At 66.4% G+C, this 18,938-nt stretch carries 16 protein-coding genes; 8 read left to right on the top strand and 8 right to left on the bottom strand.

Going from position 1 to position 18,938, the window contains the following annotated elements; genetic code table 11:
• Positions 1–20: 20 nt before the first annotated feature.
• Positions 21–1,178: an RNA-guided endonuclease InsQ/TnpB family protein gene (locus D7D52_RS24245; RefSeq protein WP_120739908.1), complete on the bottom strand. Its 1,158-nt coding sequence runs from the start codon at positions 1,176–1,178 to the stop codon at positions 21–23.
• 113 nt (positions 1,179–1,291) lie between these two features.
• On the opposite strand from D7D52_RS24245, the gene D7D52_RS24240 reads away from it, so the two are divergent.
• From D7D52_RS24240 to nuoK, 4 genes are all read left to right on the top strand, one after another.
• Positions 1,292–3,760, top strand: a complete 2,469-nt coding sequence (locus D7D52_RS24240) for an NADH-quinone oxidoreductase subunit G (RefSeq protein WP_120744421.1) — start codon at positions 1,292–1,294, stop codon at positions 3,758–3,760.
• Positions 3,761–3,846: 86 nt separating this feature from the next.
• Entirely contained in the window at positions 3,847–5,625 is a 1,779-nt protein-coding gene (nuoH, locus tag D7D52_RS24235; RefSeq protein ID WP_120739906.1) for an NADH-quinone oxidoreductase subunit NuoH, read from the top strand.
• A complete protein-coding gene (locus D7D52_RS24230; protein WP_120739904.1) occupies positions 5,622–6,473 on the top strand; it encodes an NADH-quinone oxidoreductase subunit J in 852 nt (283 codons plus the stop codon). Before nuoH ends, D7D52_RS24230 begins: the two co-directional genes overlap by 4 nt.
• Positions 6,474–6,475: 2 nt before the next feature.
• Entirely contained in the window at positions 6,476–6,775 is a 300-nt protein-coding gene (gene nuoK, locus D7D52_RS24225) for an NADH-quinone oxidoreductase subunit NuoK (RefSeq protein ID WP_040808323.1), read from the top strand.
• 48 nt (positions 6,776–6,823) lie between these two features.
• Here the strand turns inward: nuoK and D7D52_RS24220 are convergent, their stop codons facing one another.
• Positions 6,824–7,960, bottom strand: coding sequence for an RNA-guided endonuclease InsQ/TnpB family protein (locus D7D52_RS24220; protein ID WP_120739902.1), 1,137 nt, complete (start codon positions 7,958–7,960; stop codon positions 6,824–6,826).
• A 38-nt stretch (positions 7,961–7,998) separates the two neighbouring features.
• On the opposite strand from D7D52_RS24220, the gene tnpA reads away from it, so the two are divergent.
• Genes tnpA through nuoN form a run of 4 tightly spaced genes read left to right on the top strand, consistent with a single transcriptional unit; the run spans position 7,999 to position 13,600 of the window.
• Entirely contained in the window at positions 7,999–8,394 is a 396-nt protein-coding gene (gene tnpA, locus D7D52_RS24215; protein ID WP_120739900.1) for an IS200/IS605 family transposase, read from the top strand.
• 51 nt (positions 8,395–8,445) lie between these two features.
• Complete coding sequence (gene nuoL / locus D7D52_RS24210) at positions 8,446–10,323, top strand: NADH-quinone oxidoreductase subunit L (protein WP_120739898.1); 1,878 nt, start codon at positions 8,446–8,448, stop codon at positions 10,321–10,323.
• 20 nt (positions 10,324–10,343) lie between these two features.
• Positions 10,344–11,969 carry an NADH-quinone oxidoreductase subunit M gene (locus tag D7D52_RS24205; RefSeq protein ID WP_120739896.1) on the top strand — a complete coding sequence of 542 codons (1,626 nt, stop codon included), beginning with the start codon at positions 10,344–10,346 and terminating at the stop codon, positions 11,967–11,969.
• Positions 11,966–13,600 (top strand): NADH-quinone oxidoreductase subunit NuoN, encoded by a 1,635-nt coding sequence (gene nuoN / locus D7D52_RS24200; RefSeq protein ID WP_120739894.1) that lies wholly within the window; start codon positions 11,966–11,968, stop codon positions 13,598–13,600. Before D7D52_RS24205 ends, nuoN begins: the two co-directional genes overlap by 4 nt.
• A gap of 184 nt (positions 13,601–13,784) precedes the next feature.
• Here the strand turns inward: nuoN and D7D52_RS24195 are convergent, their stop codons facing one another.
• The 6 genes from D7D52_RS24195 to D7D52_RS24165 all read right to left on the bottom strand — a co-directional run bounded on the left by D7D52_RS24195 (position 13,785) and on the right by D7D52_RS24165 (position 18,888).
• On the bottom strand, positions 13,785–14,966 hold the full coding sequence (locus D7D52_RS24195) for an NAD(P)/FAD-dependent oxidoreductase (RefSeq protein WP_120739892.1): 1,182 nt from the start codon (positions 14,964–14,966) through the stop codon (positions 13,785–13,787).
• 60 nt (positions 14,967–15,026) lie between these two features.
• Positions 15,027–15,650 (bottom strand): TetR/AcrR family transcriptional regulator, encoded by a 624-nt coding sequence (locus D7D52_RS24190; RefSeq protein ID WP_120739890.1) that lies wholly within the window; start codon positions 15,648–15,650, stop codon positions 15,027–15,029.
• Between the two features lie 293 nt (positions 15,651–15,943).
• Positions 15,944–16,549, bottom strand: coding sequence for a short chain dehydrogenase (locus tag D7D52_RS24180; RefSeq protein WP_120739888.1), 606 nt, complete (start codon positions 16,547–16,549; stop codon positions 15,944–15,946).
• On the bottom strand, positions 16,546–17,415 hold the full coding sequence (locus tag D7D52_RS24175; protein ID WP_120744420.1) for a helix-turn-helix transcriptional regulator: 870 nt from the start codon (positions 17,413–17,415) through the stop codon (positions 16,546–16,548). The genes D7D52_RS24180 and D7D52_RS24175 overlap by 4 nt, the downstream gene beginning before the upstream one ends.
• 164 nt (positions 17,416–17,579) lie before the next feature.
• Positions 17,580–18,140 (bottom strand): hypothetical protein, encoded by a 561-nt coding sequence (locus tag D7D52_RS24170; protein ID WP_120739886.1) that lies wholly within the window; start codon positions 18,138–18,140, stop codon positions 17,580–17,582.
• A 280-nt stretch (positions 18,141–18,420) separates the two neighbouring features.
• Positions 18,421–18,888 (bottom strand): hypothetical protein, encoded by a 468-nt coding sequence (locus D7D52_RS24165; RefSeq protein ID WP_246023259.1) that lies wholly within the window; start codon positions 18,886–18,888, stop codon positions 18,421–18,423.
• Positions 18,889–18,938 lie beyond the last annotated feature (50 nt).

Raw genomic sequence — 18,938 nt, 5'->3', positions numbered from 1 at the left:
CTAGACGGGGGATTCCACGCTCAGACCGCAACCGCACCATCCGCCCGAAGGAGGTGATCCGATTGGCTAACGTCATCAACACGTGTGTGGCCGCGTTCCGCCACAGCCAGAACCACTCTGGCAGCGTTTCGATCCCGACCGCTCATGTATCCACACTCGCGGCATTGGAACGTTCGTTCTCCGAGTCCAAGTTGCTGCTTGGCTCTCGCAAAACAACTCGAACACGTCATGGTCGTGTAAGCGGGCTGAACTACCACCACCTTTCGGCCAGCCCGCATGCCACGATCGATGAGTTCATTTTTCGCTGCACCAATTGCCGCGTCCGCGGCTTTTCGGGCCATGGTGGACTTAGCCAAGAAGCCTGGACGGAAGTCCTCCACGGCAATCAGGTCATGTTTACTGACAACCTTTTTTGCCCAGACACGCGACTCGTGCCGCGTCTGCCGGGCTGCTCGTTTGTTCAACTTCGCCACCTGATGTGCGGCGCGCTGGAAACCCCGGGACTGGGGTCCCATCTTGCCGCGTCGGCGTCGAGCCATCTTTCGTTGTGCTCGGGCCAGCTCCGCAGCACAACGGCTGCGGTGTCCAAGGTGGGGCAGATCAAACGCCGGATCGGTGGTGGTGGCAGTGCAGGTGACGCCCCAGTCGATCCCGATTCCGGCGCCAGTCGATGGAAGAGGTTCAACAGTCCGACGAACAATGAAGGTGGCATACCAATGCCCAAGCGAGTCATGGGTGACACGCACACTCGTAGGTTCGCTCGGCAACTCCCTCGACCAGACGACCGGGATGCTCAGACCCTTCGCCAGTATCAATCGTCGGTCACGGATACTGGACCCTCGCTTGGTGTATTCCAAAGACGGGTGTGCCGTCTTCCGCGCTTTGCGTTTAGGGCGCCCTCGGCGGTTCTTGGCCGTAAACGAGTGGTCGAGAGCGAGCGCAAAGGTACGCAGCATCTGCTGTTGGGCTACTTGGGACCCTTCGCGGAGCCATTGACACCGTGCGCGAGCGGAGGTCAGAAGCTTGCTCAATGTGGAGAAGGTGGGCTTTCGGCCCGACTTGTACTGGTGGACAGCCTCATTCCACAGAAAGCGGCAGCGATGCCACTCCTGAAACAACGCAGACTCGGCGTCGCGCCCCGGTCGCAATCGGTAGCTGTACCCCACCACCTCCTCCATAGACAAAAGCCTAGCGGACCCCACCGACAGACTTCCCTTACTCGAGAACGCTCGGAAGGAGGCTGGTGCTGTATGTCTCGCATTCGCGAGCAGACCTCAGCACCGAGTATCCGATGACCGCCATCGCTAACTCCAGTACCAGCGGCGGGGTGGCACCCGCTGACCTGGTGACCGTAACCATCGACGGCACAACGGTCTCCGTCCCGCCGGGGACGCTGGTGATCCGGGCCGCCGAACTCATCGGCACCCAGATCCCACGTTTCTGCGACCATCCGCTGCTGGATCCGGTCGGTGCCTGCCGGCAGTGCCTGGTCGATATCGAGGGCCAGCGCAAGCCCGTCGCGTCGTGCACGCAGACCGTGGCCGAGGGCATGGTGATTCACACGCAGCTGTCCTCTCCGGTCGCCGCCAAGGCGCAGGAGGGGGTGATGGAGCTGCTGCTCATCAATCACCCGCTCGACTGCCCGGTGTGCGACAAGGGCGGCGAGTGCCCGCTGCAGAACCAGGCCATGTCCAACGGCCGCGCCGAATCCCGCTTCGACGGGGAGAAGCGCACCTACCCGAAGCCGATTCCGCTGTCCTCGGCGATCCTGCTGGATCGGGAACGCTGTGTGCTGTGCGCGCGCTGCACCCGGTTCTCGCAGCAGGTGGCCGGTGACCCGTTCATCGAACTGATGGATCGCGGTGCGCTGCAACAGGTCGGCATCGCCGCCGGGGAGCCGATGGACTCCTACTTCTCCGGCAACACCGTGCAGATCTGCCCGGTGGGCGCGCTCACCGGCTCCACCTACCGTTTCCGTGCCCGGCCCTTCGATCTGGTGTCCAGCCCGGCGGTGTGCGAGCACTGCGCGTCGGGCTGCGCCCAGCGCACCGACCATCGCCGCGGCAAGGTGATGCGCCGGCTGGCCGGTGACGATCCGCAGGTCAACGAGGAATGGAACTGCGACAAGGGCCGTTTCGCGTTCGCCTACGCCACCGAACCCGACCGGCTCACCACGCCATTGGTGCGCAACTGGAAGGACGGGACCTTGCAGCCCGCCTCCTGGTCGGAGGCGATCACCGTCGCCGCACGCGGGCTGGCGTCCGCGCGCGGCAAGGCGGGGGTGCTGCTGGGTGGCCGCGTCACCATGGAGGACGCGTACGCGTACTCGAAGTTCGCGCGAGTCGCGTTGAACACCAACGACATCGACTTCCGATCGCGGGAGCACTCCGGTGAGGAGGCCGAATTCCTGGCCGCCCGCATCGCGGGGCGCGGCGTCACGGTCGACTACGCGGCACTCGAACGCGCGCCGTTCGTCCTGCTGGTCGGGTTCGAGGCGGAAGAGGAATCGCCGATCGTGTACCTGCGGCTGCGCAAGGCCGCCCGCCGCAACGGCACCCCGATCTACTCCCTCGCGCCGTATGTGACGCGCGGCCTGCAGCGCATGTCGGGCACTCTCCTGCTCACCGCGCCCGGCGCGGAACCGCATGTGCTGGAATCGATTCGGACCGGCCAGACCGACGAGACCACGGCCGGATACACCCGCCTGGGCGAGGTCGCGCAGCTGCTGCGTGAACCGGGCGCGATCATCCTGGCCGGGGAACGCCTCGGCGGTATCCCCGGCGGGTTGTCGGCCGCCGCGCGACTGTCGGACGAGACCGGCGCGGCTCTGGCGTGGATCCCGCGTCGTGCCGGTGAGCGCGGCGCACTGGAGGCCGGTGCCCTGCCCAACCTGCTGCCGGGCGGTCGTCCCCTCACGGATCCTGGTGCACGCCACCAGGTTCAGGCCGCGTGGGGCATCACCGAACTCCCGACAGTTCCCGGACGCGACCTGTCCGGCATCGTCGCAGCCGCACCGTCGCTGGGCGCGCTGCTCATCGGTGGCGTCGAGGTCGGCGATATGCCCGATCCGCACGCGGCCCTGCGGGCCATCGACGCCGCCGGGTTCGTGGTGTCGATGGAGCTGCGCCGCAGCGATATCAGCGACCGCGCCGATGTGGTGTTCCCGGTGGCCTCGGCCATGGAGAAGACCGGCACCTTCCTCACCTGGGAAGGCCGCCACCGTCAGTTCGACGCCGCCCTGCGCGACTCCACCGTGCGCCGCCAAGCCGCGCCCATGCCCGAATACCGGGTGCTGGACGCCATCGCCCAGGAGATGGGCATTCGACTCGGCCTGCCCGACGCGGCCAGCGCCCGAGCCGAATTGGCCGACCTCGGGGCGTGGGACGGCCCGGCCGCCGCCACCCCGGTGCAGCCGCCGCGCCCGCTTGCCCAGCCTAATCCCGGTACCGCGGTGCTCGCCTCGTGGCGCATGCTCATCGACCGCGGCCGCCTGCAGGACGGGGAACCGAACCTGGCCGGCACCGCCCGCACCCCCGTGGTGCGGCTGTCCGCGCACACCGCGGCCGAAATCGGTGTCACCACCGGCGATCCGGTGACGGTCGGCAACGACCACGGCCACATCACCCTGCCGCTGGTCGTCACCGAGATGCCCGACCGCGTCGTCTGGCTGCCCATGAACTCGCCGGGCTCCGACGTGCTGGTGCAACTCGGCACCACGCCCGGCCACATCGTCCGCATTCGACGGGAGGACCACCTGTGAGTGAGCTCGACCTGATAAGGGTGTTCGCGGGGCCCTCCGTGGTTACGCAGGCTGCCTCCTCCGGGCCTGACGCGAACACCCTGGGCATGTTCGGCCACGACCCGTGGTGGCTGGTCCTCGTCAAATCCCTCGGGATCTTCGTCTTCTTGTTGTTGATCCCCATGCTTGCGGTGTACGCCGAGCGAAAGATCGTGGCGTTCATGCAGATGCGCGTCGGACCCAACCGGGTGGGGCCGCGCGGTAGCCTGCAGTCCATCGCCGACGGCGTGAAGATGCTCCTCAAAGAGGACATCATTCCGGCCATCGTGGACAAGCCGATCTTCATTCTCGCGCCGGTGATCTCGCTGATTCCGGCCGTGATGGCGTTCGCGGTCATCCCGTTCGGGCCGCAGGTCACGATGTTCGGGCACCGGACCCCGCTGCAGCTGACCGATATGCCGGTGGGTGTGCTCTACATCCTTGCCATGGCCTCGGTCGGCGTGTACGGGATCGTGCTGGCGGGCTGGGCGTCCGGTTCGACCTACCCGCTGCTGGGCGGTCTGCGTTCCACCGCGCAGGTGATCTCCTACGAGATCGCCATGGCGCTGTGCTTCGCGGCGGTGTTCCTGCTCTCGGGCACCATGTCCACCTCCGGAATCGTCAAGGCGCAGTACGGAACCTGGTACGTCTTCCTGCTGCTGCCGTCGTTCCTGATCTACGCGGTGTCCATGGTCGGTGAGACCAACCGCGCCCCCTTCGACCTTCCCGAGGCCGAGGGCGAGCTGGTCGGCGGCTTCCACACCGAGTACTCCTCGCTGAAGTTCGCCATGTTCATGATGGCCGAGTACATCAATATGGCGACGGTGTCCGCGCTGGCCACCACCCTGTTCTTCGGCGGCTGGCACGCGCCGTTCCCGATCAGCCTGTGGTCGGGCGCGAACTCCGGCTGGTGGCCGATGCTGTGGTTCACCGCCAAGGTGTGGACGTTCCTGTTCGTGTTCATCTGGCTGCGCGGCACCCTGCCGCGTCTGCGCTACGACCAGTTCATGAACCTGGGCTGGAAGCTGCTGATCCCGGTCTCGCTGGCCTGGGTGATGTTCGTGGCGACGTTGAAGGTGTTGCAGGACAACGGCACCCACATCCAGACCGCGGGCATGGTGATCGGCGGGATCGTGGTCGCGGCGGTGCTGCTGGGCCTGGTGCTCAAGGCCGGGCACGCGGGCGACGACCGCACCCAGGCGTCGCCGGATCCCGATTCGACGCGCGCCTACTCCGAATTCCCGGTGCCGCCCATGCCCGCCGAACCCCCGGCGGCCGGCAAGCGCGGGGAGGCGGAGCGGAAACCCGGTCTGCTGGAACCCCTCGGCGGGTTCATGGTCACCGCGGCCACCATGTTCAAGAAGCCGAACACCGAGCTCTACCCCGAGGTCAAGACGCCGACCGCGCCGCGCTATCACGGCCGCCACCAGCTCAACCGGCACCCCGACGGTCTCGAGAAGTGCATCGGCTGCGAACTGTGCGCCTGGGCCTGCCCCGCCGACGCCATCTACGTCGAAGGCGCCGACAACACCGAGGAAGAGCGCTTCTCCCCCGGTGAGCGCTATGGCCGTGTCTACCAGATCAACTATCTGCGCTGCATCGGCTGCGGTCTGTGCATCGAGGCGTGCCCGACGCGGGCGCTGACCATGACCAACGAGTACGAGCTCGCCGACGACAACCGCGCCGACCTCATCTACGAGAAGCAGAACCTGCTCGCGCCGATGCAGCCCGGCATGGTCGCCCCGCCGCACGCAATGTACCCGGGCGCGGACGAGGGATCCTACTACCGCGGTGAAGTCCCCGGCGCGGCAAGCGAACTCGCGGCAGCCGAAGGGGTGCAGAAATGAGCCGTCCGGTCACCACCATCGCCCAAACCGGCCAGCAGATCGTCACCCACACCTCCACCGGTGAGGCCGTGCAGTTCTGGATTCTCGCGGTGATCGCGGTGCTGGGCGCGCTCGGCATGGTCTGCGCGCGCAAGGCCGTGCATTCGGCGCTGTGCCTGGCCGCCACCATGATCACGCTGTCGGCGTTCTACATCGCCCAGAGCGCACTGTTTCTGGGCATCGTGCAGATCGTCGTCTACACCGGCGCGGTCATGATGCTGTTCTTGTTCGTGCTCATGCTCGTGGGCGTGGATTCCGCGGAGTCCCTGCGCGAGACGCTGCGCGGGCAGCGGCTCGCGGTGATCGTGGTCGGCATCGGCTTCGGCATGCTGCTCATCGGCGGCATCGCGCGCGGGGTCGCCGGCCACAGCGTCGCCGAGACCGGACCCGGCCTCGGCGGCAACGACGCCATCGGCGCACTGGCCGAACTGATCTTCGTGCGCTACGTGTGGGCGTTCGAGCTCACCGGTGCGCTGCTGATCACCGCGACCATCGGCGCGATGGTGCTCGCGCATCGCGAACGCTTCGGCCCGCCCACCGATCAGCGCACGCTGTCGAAGGAACGCTTCCGCACCGGCAGCCGGGTCACGCCGCTGCCGACGCCGGGCGTGTACGCCCGCCACAATGCCGTCGACGCGCCCGCGCGACTGCCCGACGGGTCCTTCGAGGAGCTGTCGGTCAGCACCATCCTGCGGCATCGCCGCAATCGCGCCCACACCGAAGCGGTCGTGCTCACAGTCGGCGACGGGAACGGCAACGGCCACAACGGAACCGGCACGAACGGCGACGACTCTCACGAGGAAGGCTAGCGGTGAATCCGGACAACTATCTGTATCTCTCGGCCCTGCTGTTCACCATCGGCGCGGCCGGAGTCTTGGTGCGCCGCAACGCCATCGTGGTGTTCATGTGCATCGAGCTCATGCTCAACGCGGTCAACCTGGCCTTCGTCACCTTCGCGCGCGTGCACGGCAACCTCGACGGTCAGGTGTTCGCGTTCTTCACCATGGTGGTGGCCGCCGCCGAGGTCGTGGTCGGGCTGGCCATCATCATGAGCATCTTCCGTGCCCGCCGCTCGACCTCGGTCGACGACGCCAACCTGCTGCGGTATTAATCCCTCTCCCGCAACTAACGCGGAAGATCTGCGGCTCGGACTGCATTCTCAACTACCCGAAAGGAGGTGAGCGTGTCTTACATCGTCAGCGCCAGCGTGGACGGATTCTGCCACGGCAAGAATCACTCTTGCGGCGTTCCTATCGCGATTGGCGGTGTGCCCGCAATATTCGCAACGGAAAGTTCGAACCCCGAGTGCGATCTGCTGCTTGGCTCTCGCGAAACAGTTCGCACAGGTCATGGTTGTGTAGGCGGGTGGTACCAGCACCACCTTTCGGCCGGCCCGCACGGCCCGCTCGACGAGCGATTTCTTGGCCAGCCCGATGGCACCATCGGCTGCCCTCCGCGCCATCGTCGATCGAGTGAGAAACTTCGACTTGAAGTCTTCCACGGCAATGAGATTGTGTTCGTTGACAACCCCGCGAGCCCAATTTCGCACGGCATAGGCATTCTGGCGAGCAGCCTTTTTGTACACTCGTGCCGTCGCGCGACGCGCCTTCAAGTATCCCTTCGATGGTGTCTGCCCTCGCTGTCGCCGCCGGCGGGCCATTCTCCGTTGACACTTGGCCAGCTGTGCAGCGCACCTTTCTCTGTGTCCGCCGAATGGCAGATCGAATTGCGGGTTGGTTGTGGTGGCAGTTGTCGAAACACCCCAGTCGATACCGATACTGCCTTGTGCTGCAGGGGCAGGAGTGACTTCGCGACGAACAACAAACGACCCGTACCACTCACCGAGGCTGTCTCGATATATCCGCACGCTTGTCGGCTCGGAGGGCAGAAGCCTCGACCAGACAACCGGCATCTCGATCCCGCCAGCGAGACGAAGTCTTCCATCCCTGACCACAAATCCTCGCTTGGTGTACTCCAACGACAGCAGGGACTCCTTGCGCGACTTGAACGATGGTTTGCCTTGCCCCTTCACCCGGAACGAGTTGCGGAGAGCCGTGCCGTAGTTGCGCAGTGTCTGTTGCTGAGCGACTTGAGAACCTTCCCGAAGCCAGCAGGAACGGGCGCGGGCGTTGGTGAGCATTTTCGACAGTTTGGCGTAGGTCGGTTGGCCGCCCGTCTTGTATTGGTGAACGGCCTCGTTCCAAAGGAATCGACAGCGATGCCACTCAGCCTCGAGTGCGCGCTCAGCCTGCTTGCCAGGCCGAACCCGAAACGTGTAGCGCACGGTCTCTCGCACGCGAACAATATACAGCTTCGAGCTACATACTGTTATCCATGGATGAAATCCGATCGAACAACCAGATCGTCTACCGATGTGTCTTCGATGTCGTCTGGTGTACGAAATACCGCCGCCCCGTTATCGATGCATCGATCAGTGAGCGGCTCGCGCAGATCGTGCACAACGTATGCGTTGAGCGCCATGCACAGGTCGCTCAGTTGGAGACGTATCCAGATCACGTCAGACTGGCCGTTTCATGCGACCCGCAGCTCGGCATTCATCGGCTGGTCAAACAGATCAAAAGCCGGACCTCGCAGGAGCTACGTACAGAGTTCTCGTCCTTATGCAGCCGCCTACCAACCCTCTGGACGAACAGCTACTTCGTCGCGACGGTTGGTGGCGCAACAACGGAGGCAGTCAAACATTATGTCGCACAGCAACCCAAGAACTGATCGAATGCGCTCGATCGCCGTCGAGATCGGGCCCGGCAGGGAGGCAAGTCAATGGTGACGTTGTCGCTGCTCCCGGCCCTGCCACTCGCGGGTGCCGTGGTCCTGCTGTTGCTCGGCAAGGTCGCCGACAAGTGGGGGCATTGGATCGGAGCCCTTGTGGCGCTGGGCTCGTTCGGGGTCGCGGCGTGGGCGTTCAGCGACATGCTGGATCGGTCGAACGCGCAACGGGCCGTGCACTACAGCCTGTTCGAGTGGGCGCCGGTCACCGGGCTCAAGGTCGACATGGCCTTGCAGCTCGATCAGCTGTCGATGTGCTTCGCGCTGCTGATCACCGGGGTCGGGTCGCTGATCCACATCTATTCGATCGGCTACATGGCCCACGATCCGGGGCGGCGGCGATTCTTCGCCTACCTCAACCTGTTTCTGGCGGCCATGCTGGTGCTGGTGCTCGCCGACAACTTCCTGGTGCTGTACCTGGGCTGGGAAGGCGTCGGTCTGGCCTCGTATCTGCTGATCGGGTTCTGGTACGAGAAGCCTTCCGCCGCAACGGCGGCCAAGAAGGCATTCGTGGTCAACCGGGTCGGCGACATGGGACTGGCCATTGCGCTGATGATCATGTTCGCGACCTTCGGATCCATCGACTACCGGACCGTATTCGGGGCCGCGGGTCACGCGAGCACCGGAACCCTCACCGCCATCGGCCTGCTGTTGCTGCTCGGGGCGTGCGGTAAGTCCGCGCAGGTGCCGCTGCAGTCCTGGCTCGGGGACGCGATGGAGGGCCCGACCCCGGTGTCGGCGCTCATCCACGCGGCCACCATGGTCACCGCCGGCGTGTACCTGATCGCGCGGGCGAATCCGATCTTCGATCTCGCGCCCGGCGCGCGGGCCGCCGTCATGGCCGTCGGCGCGGTCACGCTGCTGTTCGGCGCGATCATCGGCTGCGCCAAGGACGACATCAAGAAGGCGCTCGCCGCCTCGACCATGAGCCAGATCGGGTACATGGTGCTGGCGGCGGGACTCGGGCCGATCGGGTACGCGGCCGCGATCATGCACCTGCTCACCCACGGCTTCTTCAAGGCCGGCCTGTTCCTCGGGGCGGGCTCGGTCATGCACGCCATGAACGACGAAACCGATATGCGACGCTACGGCGGTCTGCGCAAACTGCTGCCGGTCACCTACGTCACCTTCGGACTGGGATACCTTGCGATCCTGGGGGTTCCGCCGTTCGCGGGGTTCTGGTCCAAGGATCGGATCATCGAGGCGGCGTTCGCGTTCGGCGGGGTCGGCGGCATCGTCACCGGCATCGCGGCCCTGTGCGGCGCGGGCATCACGGCGTTCTACATGACCCGGGTCATGATCTTCACCTTCTTCGGTGAGAAGCGCTGGCGGGAGGGCACGCATCCGCACGAGGCGCCCGCCTCCATGACCGGGCCGATGATTCTGCTGGCGTTCGGATCGGTGTTCTCCGGGATGCTGTTCGCCTACGGGTCCGCGCTGACCAACTGGCTGGCGCCGGTCGTCGGGCAGCACCACGGGGAGGCGTTCATTCCGGCGTGGGCGATCACCTTCTTCGCACTCGCGGTCGTCGCGGCCGGCATCTGGGTGGCCTACGACCAGTACGCCGCCAGCCCGATCCCCGAAACCGCCCCGGCCGCAACGCCTCTGGTGGAGGCCGCGCGCCTCGACCTGTACGGCGACGCCGCCAACGAGGCCGCGTTCATGCGGCCCGGACAGCACCTGACCCGGTCGCTGGTGTTCGTCGACAATCGCGGCATCGACGGTCTGGTCAATACGACGGCCGCGATCATCGGCGGCCTGTCGGCGCGCGTGCGGCGCGTGCAGACCGGTTTCGTGCGCTCCTACGCCCTGTCCATGTTCACCGGCGCGGCCCTGGTGGTCGCAGCCCTGCTGGCGGTGAGGTTGCTGTGAACGAGCTTGCGAGTTCGACGATGGGCACCGTGAGCGATTTTCCCTGGCTCACCGTGCTGTGGGTCGTTCCACTGGTCGGCGCCGCGCTGGCGCTGCTGTTCCCGGCCGGCTGGCGTACCGGGGTGCGCGGTTTCGCGCTGCTGGTGTCGCTGGGCACCCTCGGGGTCGGGATCTGGCTGGCCACCCAGTTCGAGACCGGTGGCGCGCAATACCAGTTCGTCGAGAACCGGGAATGGATTCCGGCGTTCGGGGCCGGCTACACGCTCGGATTGGACGGCATCGCACTGGTTTTGGTGCTGCTGACCGCCGGGCTGGTGCCGCTGCTGCTGATCGCCGGATGGCAGGACGAGCGTGAGGTCGGCAGCGGGCCGCGGGTGGCGCACTACTACGTGGCGCTGACGCTGGTCGTCGAATCCATGGTGCTGATCTCGTTCACCGCGTTGGACATTCTGCTGTTCTACGTGTTCTTCGAGGTCATGCTCATCCCGATGTACTTCCTCATCGGCGGGTTCGGGCCCAAGACCGGGGACCTCGCCGCACGGCAGCAGCGGTCGCGGGCCGCGGTGAAGTTCCTGCTGTACAACCTGTTCGGCGGGCTCATCATGCTGGCGGCGGTCATCGGGCTGTACGTCATCACCGCGCGCGACAAGCTGGGCAGCGGCGGCGGGGGCACCTTCGACTTCCGGGCCGTCATGGAGGCCGCCAACTCCGGGCATCTGGGCGCGACGCCGGCGGTGCTCAACGCGCTGTTCCTGGGTTTCATGTTCGCGTTCGCGGTCAAGGCGCCGCTGTGGCCGCTGCACACCTGGCTGCCCGACGCCGCGGTCGCGGCGACTCCGGCCAGCGCGGTGCTGATGATGGCGGTGGTCGACAAGGTCGGGACCTTCGGCATGCTGCGCTACTGCCTGCTGCTGTTTCCTTCGGCCACTTCGACTTACGCGCCGTTGATCAGCGTGCTGGCGGTGATCGGGATCATCTACGGGGCGCTGCTGGCCATCGGGCAGACCGATGTGATGCGGCTGATCGCCTACACCTCGATCTCGCACTTCGGGTTCATCATCCTCGGCATCTTCGCGCTCACCACCCAGGGCGGGACCGGGGCGACGCTCTACATGGTCAATCACGGCATCTCGACCGCGGCGCTGTTCCTGATCGCCGGATTCCTGGTATCGCGGCGCGGCTCTCGGCTCATCGCCGAATTCGGCGGGGTGCAGAAGGTCGCGCCGATCCTTGCGGGCACCTTCCTCGTCTCCGGCCTGGCGACCCTGTCGCTGCCCGGGCTGGCGCCGTTCGTCAGCGAATTCCTGGTCCTCATCGGCACATTCACCCGCTACCCGGTGGCGGCGATCTTCGCGGCGTCGGCGTTGGTGCTCGCGGCGCTGTACGTGCTGTGGATGTACCAGCGGATGATGACCGGGCCGGTCAAGGAGGGCAACGAGCGCCTCTACGATCTGCTGCCGCGCGAAATGGTGGTCGTGGCGCCGCTGATCGTGGCGTTGCTGTTCCTCGGCGCGTACCCGAAACCGGTGCTGGACCGGATCGATCCGGCCGTCGCCAAGACCTTGACCACCATCGGACAGCACGATCCGGCGCCCGCCGTGCAGCCGGACGCCGCCCCGACGAACACCGGAGGAGTCCACAAATGAGTGGAGGTCTGCTGCTGGCCGGCCTGAATTCGCCGCTCGCCGCGGCGGTTCCGGCGCCGAGCATCGAATACCGGTACCTGTCGCCGATGCTGATCGTGTTCGGTGTCGCGGTCGCCGGGGTGCTGGTGGAGGCGTTCGCGCCCCGGCGCTCGCGCTACGTCACGCATCTGGTCCTCGGGCTCGGCGGATTGGCCGTGGCGCTGGGCGCGGTGATCGGGCTGCGCGACGTACGCGACACCGCGGTGGTGGGAGCCGTTGCCATCGACGGGGTTTCGCTGTTTCTGCAGGGCACGATTCTGATGGTCAGCATCCTCGGGCTGCTGTTCATCGCCGAACGTCGCGCCGACCGGATGACGGTGCGGCGCGAAGGGCCGGGCACCTGGAGCCTGACCGCCTCGCGCGCCGGGGTGGACGGCTTCACCCCGCAGGCGGCCTCGACGCCGGGCAGCACCGACGAAATCGCCGCCACCCGAGCGGGAGTCGCGACCACCGAGGTCTTCCCGCTCACCATGTTCGCGGTCGCGGGGCTCATGCTGTTTCCGGCGTCCAACGATCTGCTGACCATGTTCGTGGCGCTGGAAGTGCTGTCGCTGCCGCTGTATCTGCTGTGCGGGCTGGCCCGGCGGCAGCGGTTGCTCTCGCAGGAAGCGGCGCTGAAATACTTTCTGCTGGGGGCGTTCTCGTCGGCGTTCTTCCTCTACGGGATGGCGTTGCTGTACGGCTACGCCGGCACCGTGCGGTTGCAGGGCATCGCCGAGGCGGTGACCCGCGACAGCGGAAACTCGCACGTTCTGGCCATTCTCGGGGTGGCCATGCTGGTGGTCGGACTGCTGTTCAAGATCGGCGCGGTGCCGTTCCAGTCCTGGGTGCCCGACGTGTACCAGGGCGCGCCGACCTCGATCACCGCGTTCATGGCCGCCGCCACCAAGATCGCCGCGGTGGGCGCCATGCTGCGGGTGCTGTACGTGGCGGTGCCCGACCTGCGCAACGACTGGCGGCCGGTGCTCGCGGCGGTCGCCATCGCCACCATGGTCCTGGGCGCGATCCTCGCGGTCACCCAGACCGATATGAAGCGCATGCTCGCGTATTCCTCGGTCGCACACGCCGGTTTCATCCTGACCGCGCTCGTCGCGGCCACCACCAACGGCGTGTCCTCGATCCTGTTCTACCTCGCCGTCTACGGTCTCGGCACGCTCGGCGCCTTCGCCGTCGTCAGCCTGGTCCGCGACGAGAACGGTGACGAGGCAACGGCATTGCCCGCCTGGGCGGGCATGGGCCGCCGCTCCCCCTGGCTGGCGACCATCTTCTCGCTGTTTCTGCTCTCCTTCGCCGGCATCCCGCTCACCAGCGGCTTCATCGCCAAATTCGGTGTCTTCGCGGCCGCCACCGGCGGCGACGCGGCCACCCTGGTGATCGTCGGCGTCATCTCCAGCGCCATCGCGGCGTTCTTCTACATCCGCGTCATCGTGCTCATGTTCTTCACCGACCCGCCGGCCACCCCGCCGACCGTCGTCTACCCCACCATGACCACCAGCCTCGTCGCCGTCACCGCCGCGGCCACCCTGGTCCTCGGCATCTACCCGCAGCCCCTGCTCGATCTCGCCAAGAACGCGGCGATCTTCACCCACTGACCACCAAACCCGAAGGCCCGCTGCGAATCCCGCAGCGGGCCTTTCCTATCGGGTCGATCGCTCGATGGGGGCACGCCGGTGACGTCTGCCAGAGCATCCGCGCCGGCAAGTCACCGATCTCCCTGCACTCGATGTCGGCAATTCGCCGCGCAGCACGGGCGGTTTCCCGATACGGGACGCTGGTCTAGGTGAGCGATTGCCGGGTCTGGGCGGAGCGGCCGCGGGCCGCTGCTACCGCAGCTGCGGCGGCGAATACACCGCTGTTGATGGCGATCTCGCCGCGCATTCCCGGTGCGGCAACCATGTCTCCGGCCAGGAAGATCCCGTTGCCGCGAGCGATGGCGGGACGGTCGCGCCAGGTGTGGCCGGGCAGGTCGAGGGCGCCGGTCCGGCCTTTCGCGGTGGCCGTGCGTTCGAAGGTGGTGCGGTCGGCCCGTTCTGGAATCGCTTGGTCGGCAAGCCGGCTCAGCCGCTGCTGGGCCTGTTTCGGCGATTCGCCCGCCCGCACCGGCATCTGCAATTGGTACAGCGATTCACCTTTCGGTGCGATGGAATCGTCCTGCATCGTGTAGGACTCGTGGAAACCGGCCTCGTCCAGGTCGAACACAAGTACCCGATCAGCCCGGGATGCGCTCACTGCGACGTCGAGCAGTACCGCGTAGCCGGATTCGCCGCGCAGTGTGTCCTCACCCAGCAGCTTGCGGGCGGCGGACAGCTCGGTGGCCACGATCACGGGCCCATCTTCCGGCAGGGCGTCCACTCGGGAAGCGGTCGACACCGTGACACCGAGATCGACTGCGCGCGTGGCCATCCGGTCGATCACCCGTTGCCAGCCGCCGCGCACCCACCGGACCGCAGGAACCCGCGGGCCGAAGACGCGTTGGAACAACTCCCAGACGAACGCGGCCGACAATCGACCGGTGTCGGCGTCATAGGTGACGGCGCTGATCATGTTCGCGATCTGTTCGGCGGCTTGCGGCCCGAATGTGCTGGTGGCCCAACTGCGGAAGTCCTGATCCACCGGCGGCGGCAGCCACGCGCTCGCCATCGCTCGCAGCACCCCCGCGGGCGGAGTTCGCCGCATCCGTCCGTCGGCGCGGAAGGCCAGTTTCCCTGCCGCCGTGGGGCCGGGCCAGCCGAGACCCGCCACGAAGCCGCGCTGCTTCAGCCAGATGTAGTGCGGCCCGTCGGCGTAGAAGACGTGCGCACCTTCATGCGCGACATAGGGTGCGGCGGTGGCCCGGCCGCGACCACCGAGCGTGTGGTGGGCTTCGTGCAGCTGCACCGGGACACCCGCCTCGGCGCAGGCGATGGCCGCGGTGAGACCCGCTATTCCGCCGCCTACCACGGTGATTCGAGTGTTCATTGGAATCTTTCCTCCTGATCGACGGGTGTGGTCGGGCCGGTACGGCATGCGAGGTACGGTTCAGTCCAGGCGCGCGAGCATCAGCTCGGCGGCAGAGCGCAGGTAGCGGTCGGCGTCGAGGCCGGCCGGATGCGTACCGCCGAAGGCATCGCTGATCAACCAGAAGTGCGCGATGGCGCCGACCAGAACGGCGGCGGTGTCGTGCCAATCCTGCGGCGCGCGTTCGGGTCCGGCGAGTTCGGCGAGCGCTCGGGTGACCACGCCCATCACCACGTCGTACTCCACCCGGCGGAAGACGTCGAGCAGCTCGGCGGGCACGGTGTTGTCGCGCAACAGAATTCGATTCACGTCCCGGTCGTGCTCCAGCCGATCGAGACCGATCCGGCACAGCGCGGTGAGCTGGTCGACCCGGTCGGGCCCGGCCTCGGCCAGCAGGGGCGCCATCGAGAACCCGGGTTCGAGGAACCTCGCCCAGTCGCCGCGGTCGGCCAGTCGCCATTCGACCGCGGTGACGAGAAGCTCGTCCTTCGAACGGAAGTGCCGATAGAGCGCCCCCGATCCGCCGGACAGTCCGGCCGCCTTCTCGATCTGCGCCACCGACGTCGCCGCGAAGCCCTGCACGCCGAACAGGCGCAATGCTTCGCTCATGATGTGCTCGCGAGTGGTCTGCGGCTGGGAACTCATCGCACCTTCCGATGTAAGTAAGTGGTTACATACATCGATTCAACGTCGAGAAGGCAAGTTCCGCAAGGGATGTGGGTCAGCTCACCTCTCGCCCGACGCGCTACGACCCCTCGAAACCGCTGCGCCGCTACGCCCAACCGGACGAGCGCACTCGCCGGACGATGGAACCGGCCGCCTGAATCGCCTGCGACGCGAGGACCTCGGTGCCCAGTTCCCCGGTCTCCTTGACCTCGCGATCCCCCAGGGCCACATCGTGATCGCGAGCTGGCAGTGAACCAGGGCTGCCGGTTCGTTCACCCGTACGCGCGAACGATCTGCCCTGTCTCGTCGCCTTCGACGCAGTGCAGATAGTGGGTCACGAGCTCGTCCACAGACACCGGCCGCATACCGGGGAACGATGACGCGAAGGCGTCCTTGGAATCGTCGATCATGGTGGGGCTGACCGCATTGATGCGCATGCGGCGCGGCAGCTCGATCGCCGCGGAGAGGATGAAGCTGTGCAGCGCCCCGCTGATCACTCCCCCGCCGGTGACGTGCGGCCACGCCTCATCGGCGAAGATGCCCGAGGTGAGGGTGAAAGACGCGCCGTCGGCACAGTGATGCTGGCCGGTGAGCACCAGATCGACCTGTCCGAAGAACTTCGCTTTCATGTTGTCCGCCAACGAGTTCGCCGTCAGTGTCCCGAACTCGTCGAGCGCTCCGTGCGCGGCCACCCCCACGATGGCATCGACGGCGCCCACCTCGCGATAGAGCGCTTCGACGGTGTCATGAGCGGTCAGGTCGACCCGGACATCACCCGAGGCGCGCCCGGCGACAACCACCTCGTGGCCACGAGAACGTAACGCGGGCACCAACTTTCGGCCGATAGTGCCCGCTCCGCCGACTACGACGATTCTCATCGCGGATTCTCCTCCCGAGTTGGTGCGATGCTCTGCGCCAGCAAGGCGAGCGCATCGGCATCAGGCGTGCCAGGACGCGCGTAGAACAGCCCGATCTGCTGATCATCGTCGGGCAAGCTGACCGTCTCGTTCGCCAGGGCCACGCGTCCGACCAGCGGATGGTCGAGTTCACGCACGTAATACGAGCAGGTTTGCACGGGCCGCCGCGCCCACATCTTCGCAAATTCCGGGCTGTCGACGGCAAGTTGGCCGACGAGTTGTTCGAGCAGGCGGTCGCCCGGATGCCGCGCGACCGCCTGCTGCAGAGCCGCGACGGTGACCTGAGCCTTGGCAGGCCAGTCGCGATACAACGCACGGTGATGCGGATCGAGGAACAGCATCCGGGCGATGTTCGGCCGAACCCGCGTATCCGGGGCGTCGATGTCGACATGGCTCGCCAGCAGCGCGTGGCCGAGGGGGTTCCACGCCAGCACCTCGGTCCGGTGGTCGATCACGATCGCCGCTACGCCGGGAAGCGCCCCGAGCAATTCCCGTATCGAAGGCCGCAATGTGCTTCGGCGGGAACGAGATCGGGTCGGCCGCTGCGGCGCGGCGAGCGTTCGCAAATGCTCGTGCTCCGCGGCGTCGAGCCGCAATGCCGCAGCCAGCGCATCGATGACCGCGCCGGAAGCGCTCGCACTCACCCCTTGCTCGAGTCGAGTGTAATAGCCCACGCTCACCCCGGCCAGCTCCGCCAACTCCTCCCGACGCAGCCCCGCGACCCGCCGCGGAGTCGTATCGGGTTCGATACCCGCCGCCGCCGGCGTCAGCCGTTCCCGCCGACTCCGCAGAAACCCGCCGAGATCACTCCCACGTCCATTGCCCACCACCCCATCATCGTTCCGACCACAACCCGCCCGCCTGCCCCAAACATGGGCACCCACAGTCGGCCCCGGAATCGTGAAGCTCGATCAGCACATTCACCACAACCCCCGAGTGGCTTCGGTCGTAATCGGTTGGTTCACAACGCGTTCGGGCCACCGTGGAGCGTTTAGGAGGTCACCGTGTTCAGGTTCGTCGGGTCGGGTGAGGGTTCGTGGATAGCGCCCCCGTCACCCCAGTTGCGGCACCACGGGCACCACGGCCGTAACCGGTGGTGGGTCCACAGCGAAACGGCCAGCCCGATCGCCCACGCCTCCCCCGGTGCCGAGGTGATTCCAGAGCACCACGACGGGAGGTAGGGCACCGCCAACAAAGGGACCAGGAACAGCAGCAGGAACACCGGTACCGCCGCCCGCCTCCGGGCCAGGTGTTCGAAGCGCAACTGCCACCGTCGCCGTTGCGCTCGCGCGGGCGCGTCGGCGGGGACTTCGGTCATGCAGGTAGGGCAGAGCCTAGTGAATTGAACGTGCAGCATCGCGACCGTCACCGCGCCGCTGAACACGACACAGACCACCAGGACCGGGACCGTCAGCCACCACGAGTCGAAGAACCAGCCGACCACGCACGCCACCGCGTACGCCGCCAGCGCGTACCCGGAACGGTGGGTGATCCAGGTCAACGCGCGACCGGTACGGCCGGAATCGTCGTTGAACGCATCCAGAACGTTCACGCGACGCCCCCGGTGTGACCCCGGGTCGCCAAATCAACAGCCGTCAATATTTCCTCATCAGGGTGTAGAGGAGGGAACGGCCCCAACCCATCTCCGGCGGACTGGGACCCATCCCGTGTGGGATGCGGAAACCCCCGGCGCGGTTGCGGTTGGCCGAGGGTCCATCGCGAAATGCGTTGTGGAACAACACCATCGAATTGTCCTGAATTGCTACGTCGACCAACCACCCCCTCCCCGGGGGTCCCGAGCGTCGGAATGGCTTCAGCGGCCAAGTGCGCGCCTATGCGCCGTCCGCGCGAGCGGGCGGAAGGTCCCGCACCGGTGGCATCGTGCGCCGGGCGTAGGTCTCTTCCGGCGTCACGGTGATCACGTCGATTTGCTGCACCAACGTCCCCGGAATCTCCGCTCCGTCGAAATGCTCGGGACTGGGGACTATGACCGCTTCCGCGTCCAACCGCGTGGCCTGCGCCTTCAAACGTGCCAACGGGGGCCGTCCGAAACGGGGATCGTAGATCACCATGTCGGCGAAGTCGTAGCCCAAACGTGTTGCGAGCTTACGGATTTGAGTCTGATCCCAGAACTGGGCCACCCCGGACACGTCGGTCCGAAGGTAGCCCAAACGCGTTGGCTTGTAACGCATTACAGCCCCTCTATCGTCATGTCCGTCGAGTACATAGAAGTCTTGGAACTGGAGATAGAACCCGCCATAGTCCTCGGACCCGTCTCCGCTGGCCTGGAGTTCGAACACGCCCCCAGGGAACTCATATAGCCGTGCGCGCCGGTTCATGTCGCCCCTGT

The organism is Nocardia yunnanensis (assembly GCF_003626895.1).
Classification (GTDB): Bacteria; Actinomycetota; Actinomycetes; order Mycobacteriales; family Mycobacteriaceae; genus Nocardia; species Nocardia yunnanensis.
The sequence above is the reverse complement of the archived record's forward strand: the minus strand, read 5'-3'. Positions and strand labels throughout refer to the sequence as shown.

What these genes read in the sequence shown, in the direction of transcription:
- nuoN (WP_120739894.1), top strand. Translation starts at nt 11,966, where the DNA reads ATGAGTGGAGGTCTGCTGCTGGCCGGCCTGAATTCGCCGCTCGCCGCG.
- nuoL (WP_120739898.1), top strand. Translation starts at nt 8,446, where the DNA reads ATGGTGACGTTGTCGCTGCTCCCGGCCCTGCCACTCGCGGGTGCCGTG.
- D7D52_RS24180 (WP_120739888.1), bottom strand. Translation starts at nt 16,549, where the DNA reads ATGAGAATCGTCGTAGTCGGCGGAGCGGGCACTATCGGCCGAAAGTTG.
- D7D52_RS24190 (WP_120739890.1), bottom strand. Translation starts at nt 15,650, where the DNA reads ATGAGTTCCCAGCCGCAGACCACTCGCGAGCACATCATGAGCGAAGCA.
- D7D52_RS24205 (WP_120739896.1), top strand. Translation starts at nt 10,344, where the DNA reads ATGGGCACCGTGAGCGATTTTCCCTGGCTCACCGTGCTGTGGGTCGTT.
- D7D52_RS24240 (WP_120744421.1), top strand. Translation starts at nt 1,292, where the DNA reads ATGACCGCCATCGCTAACTCCAGTACCAGCGGCGGGGTGGCACCCGCT.
- nuoH (WP_120739906.1), top strand. Translation starts at nt 3,847, where the DNA reads ATGTTCGGCCACGACCCGTGGTGGCTGGTCCTCGTCAAATCCCTCGGG.
- D7D52_RS24230 (WP_120739904.1), top strand. Translation starts at nt 5,622, where the DNA reads ATGAGCCGTCCGGTCACCACCATCGCCCAAACCGGCCAGCAGATCGTC.
- tnpA (WP_120739900.1), top strand. Translation starts at nt 7,999, where the DNA reads ATGGATGAAATCCGATCGAACAACCAGATCGTCTACCGATGTGTCTTC.
- D7D52_RS24245 (WP_120739908.1), bottom strand. Translation starts at nt 1,178, where the DNA reads ATGGAGGAGGTGGTGGGGTACAGCTACCGATTGCGACCGGGGCGCGAC.
- D7D52_RS24195 (WP_120739892.1), bottom strand. Translation starts at nt 14,966, where the DNA reads ATGAACACTCGAATCACCGTGGTAGGCGGCGGAATAGCGGGTCTCACC.